Annotated in this window: 4 protein-coding genes; 2 read left to right on the top strand and 2 right to left on the bottom strand. The window is 74.0% G+C overall.

Annotation, left to right across the window (positions count from 1 at the left end):
* Positions 1-19: 19 nt before the first annotated feature.
* Together ACFRAR_RS38400 and ACFRAR_RS38395 are read right to left on the bottom strand one after the other, a co-directional pair.
* Complete coding sequence (locus tag ACFRAR_RS38400; protein WP_380705034.1) at positions 20-385, bottom strand: nuclear transport factor 2 family protein; 366 nt, start codon at positions 383-385, stop codon at positions 20-22.
* Positions 386-405: 20 nt separating this feature from the next.
* Complete coding sequence (locus tag ACFRAR_RS38395; RefSeq protein ID WP_380705032.1) at positions 406-1,149, bottom strand: SOS response-associated peptidase; 744 nt, start codon at positions 1,147-1,149, stop codon at positions 406-408.
* A gap of 131 nt (positions 1,150-1,280) precedes the next feature.
* On the opposite strand from ACFRAR_RS38395, the gene ACFRAR_RS38390 reads away from it, so the two are divergent.
* Together ACFRAR_RS38390 and ACFRAR_RS38385 are read left to right on the top strand one after the other, a co-directional pair.
* Positions 1,281-2,312: an alpha/beta hydrolase family protein gene (locus ACFRAR_RS38390; RefSeq protein ID WP_380705029.1), complete on the top strand. Its 1,032-nt coding sequence runs from the start codon at positions 1,281-1,283 to the stop codon at positions 2,310-2,312.
* Between the two features lie 6 nt (positions 2,313-2,318).
* Entirely contained in the window at positions 2,319-3,452 is a 1,134-nt protein-coding gene (locus ACFRAR_RS38385; RefSeq protein ID WP_380705027.1) for a saccharopine dehydrogenase NADP-binding domain-containing protein, read from the top strand.
* Positions 3,453-3,685 lie beyond the last annotated feature (233 nt).

Below are 3,685 nucleotides of genomic sequence, written 5' to 3'. Positions count from 1 at the left end.
GCCGCACCCGGCCGTGGGTTCACGGTGCCGTGGGCGCCTTCGGGTCCGCCTGCCGCCCGCCGAAGAAGACCTGCACCTCGCGGATCAGCCCGTCCCGCACCGTGATCGCCTCAAGGTTGCGGTACCAGCCGCCCGTGGCCAACTCGTACTCGTAGTAGGCGAAGACGAGTTCCCCGTCGGCGGGCGTGACGTGCAGCAGCCGCTGCTCGCTGAACCGGTCGGCGGTGGGGAAGCAGCGCCGGAAGTACGCCTCCTTGTCGATCCGGTCGTCCTGCGGGCTGGTGAAGCTGAAGTCCTCGGCGTACAGCGGCAGGGCCGCCTCCCGGTCCTGTGACCGGTAGTGGCGGAAGGCCGCCTCGACGACGCTCTGGGGGGTGCCGTTCATCTGCTCTCCTCGGTTCGGTGTCAGTCCGCCAGGCCCAGTGGGTCCGGGGCGGTGTCCAGTAGCTCGGGGCCGTTGTTGCGGACGCTGTTGACGGTGGTGGGGACGGCGCGCACGCGCAGGGCGCCGTCGGCGGGGCGGCGCAGCAGGTGGTGGAGTTCGGCGGGCTCGGTGTGGGCGGGGGAGAGCCAGGTGGCGAGGTCGTCGGGGGCGATGGTGAGCGGCATCCGGTCGTGGACGCGGCCGGCGGAGTCGGTGGCGTCGGTGGTGATCACGGTGGCGGTGGCGAGCCAGGCGAGCGGGTCGTCCTCGGGGCGGGTGCGGTCGCGCCAGAACTCGTAGAGGCCGGCCATCAGCATCACGCCGCCGGTGCTGAGGAAGTACGGCTGCTTGTACTTCTTGCGGTCGGCGGTGGCGGGGACCTCGCGCCACTCGAAGTAGCCGTCGGCGGGGATCACGCAGCGGCGGGCGGTGAAGGCCTTGCGGAAGGCGGGCTTGGTGTCGACGGTCTCCGAGCGGGCGTTGATCATGCGGGCGCCGCCGGACGGGTCCTTGGACCAGGACGGGACCAGGCCCCAGCGCAGCGGGCGCAGTTGGCGCAGCAGTTCGCCGGTCTCCCGGTCGACGCGCTCCAGGACGGCCGGGACCGGGTCGGTCGGGGCGACGTTCCAGCTCGGCGCGAAGGCCTCGGCCGGGTCCCACCGGAGCTCGCCGAGCAGCGAGACGAGGTCCTGGGGCGTGGTGGTGGAGACGAAGCGGCCGCACATGCCCCTCAGCCTGCCACGCGGTACTGACAACGGGGTGCGGCCGCCGGCGGCGTCAGCCTGGATCGTTCATATCTGATACGTTCGTTTTCAAAACGAGCGATCTGAAAGTGAACGATATGGTCGGGGTGAAGATGTTCGGCAGACGCCGGTGGCTCTGGGTGTCCCTGCTGTCCGTGGTCGTGCCGCTGGTCGGCGCGGGCGGCTGGGTGGTGTACCAGAACGAGTACGACATCACGGAGGAGCGGATCACCGTCACCGGTGGCAGGCAGCCGCTCCAGGGCGTGCTGGCCCGCCCGACCGGCGGCCACGGGCCGTACGGACTGGTGGTCTTCGTCCACGGCGACGGACCCGTGGACGCCACCCACGACACCTTCTACCGGCCGATCTGGGAGGCCATGGCCAAAGCCGGGTACGCGACGCTCTCCTGGGACAAGCCCGGCGTCGACAACGCCCCCGGCGACTGGCTGGACCAGAGCATCCAGGACCGCGCCGACGAGACCCTCGCGGCGGTCCGCTGGGCCAGGACCCAGCCCGGCATCGACCCGGACCGGATCGGGCTCTGGGGCGCCAGCCAGGCCGGCTGGGTGATGCCCAAGGCCGCCCGGCAGTCCCCGGACGTCAAGTTCGTGATCGCCGTCGCCCCCGCCGTCAACTGGCTCCGGCAGGGCCGCTACAACCTGCTCGCCGAACTCCGGCAGCGCCACGCCTCACCCGAGGAGACCGCCGCCGCCGTCGCCCGCAGCGACCGGAACCTGGCCGCGCTGCGCGCCTCCGACACCTTCGAGCAGTACCGGGCCGCCGGCGGCGACACCGAGGGGCTGACTCCGCAGCGGTGGGCCTTCGACAAGCGCAACCACCTCTCCGACGCCACCGAGGACCTCGCCGCCCTCCGGGTGCCGGTGCAGCTCGTCCTCGGCGGCCAGGACGTCAACGTCGACAGCGACGACACCGAGGCCGGCTACCGCCGCCTGATCGGCACCCCGGGCCTGCTGCACGTGCTCCGCTTCGCGGACTCGACCCACAACATCGTGCCCAGCGACGTCGAGGACTCCGAGCTGCGCAGCACCTTCCTGGCGATCGCCGCGCCGCGCTCGCTGTTCACCCCCGGCTACCTCGACGGCATGCGGAACTTCCTCACCTCACTCGACCACCGGAAGGGCTGACCCACGATGAGACTGCTCGCCCTCGGCGGAGCCGGCGCGATGGGCCGGGTCTCCACCCGGGTCGCGGCCCGGGTCGTCGCCGACCTGCCCGGCAACGTACCGCCCGGCGCCCACGAGGTGGTGATCGCCGACCGCGACCTCGCCGCCGCCCGCCGGGCCGCCGCCGCCCTCGCCGCCGCCTCGCCCGTGCCCGTGCGCGCCGCCCGGGTGGACGTCACCGACGGCCGGGAACTGCACGCCGCCCTCGTCGACGCCGATGCCGTGCTGAACACCGTCGGCCCCTACTACCGCCACGGCCGCGACGTGCTGCGCGCCGCGATCCGCACCGGCACCCACTACCTCGACATCTGCGACGACTGGGAGCCCACCCTCGCGATGCTGGAACTGGGCGCCGAGGCCCGCGCCGCCGGCGTCCGCGCGGTGATCGGCATGGGCGCCAGCCCCGGCATCAGCAACCTCCTCGCCGCCCGGGCCGCCGCCCGCCTCGACACCCTGACCGACGTCCACACCGCCTGGCCGGTCGACGTCGGCCCCGAGGCCGGCGCGGACACCTCGCTGCGCGACCCGGACGGCGCGGTGTCGGCGGCCGCCGTGCACTGGATGCAGCAGATCAGCGGCACGGTCGCGACGGTGGAGGGCGGCCGGCTCGTCCGGCGGCGCCCGCTGCGCCCGGTCACCCTCGACCTGCCCGGCGGCCGCCACGGCACCGCCTACACCGTCGGCCACCCGGAGCCGGTCACCCTGCACCGCAGCCTGCGGCCCGGCGGTGACGCGGCCAGCCTGATGGTCCTCACGACCGGCACCGCCGCCTACCTGGACGTGCTGCGCGAGGACATCGACTCCGGTCGGCTGACCAACGAGAGCGCCGCCGCCGACCTCGACCGGCCCACCGTGCGCCGCACCCTGCGCGCCGCCGCCCGCGCCCCCGGCTGCGCGGCCCGGGCACCCTCCCGCCGTTCTTCGCCGCCGCCACCGGTACGCGGGACGGGCGCCCGGCCACCGTCCTCGCCCACCTGGCCGGGGCGGACCGGCTGCTGGCGGACATGCCGGAGGCCACCGGCGTCCCGGCGGGCCTGGGGCTCGCCCAGCTGCTGGACGGGACGGTGCGGTCGGCTGGGGTCCACCCGCCGGAGGCGGTGATCGACGGGGAGCGCTTCCTCGCCGACCTGGCGCGCGAGTGCCCCGGCGTCGAGGTGGTGGAGGAGCTGTAGGACGGCGGGGCGGCCCTGGTCCGAGCGCCGGCGGCGCGCTCCGGCCGGTAGCCGCGAAGGCCCCCTGCCGAGCTTGGGTTCAAGGGGTCGTCGCAACACCGCTTGGTTTCAGACGGTGAGTAGATCACGTAGACGCTCGGCTGGGGGATGCCCGCCCAGCGT

The organism is Kitasatospora sp. NPDC056651 (assembly GCF_042792155.1).
GTDB lineage: Bacteria > Actinomycetota > Actinomycetes > Streptomycetales > Streptomycetaceae > Kitasatospora.
The sequence above is the reverse complement of the archived record's forward strand: the minus strand, read 5'-3'. Positions and strand labels throughout refer to the sequence as shown.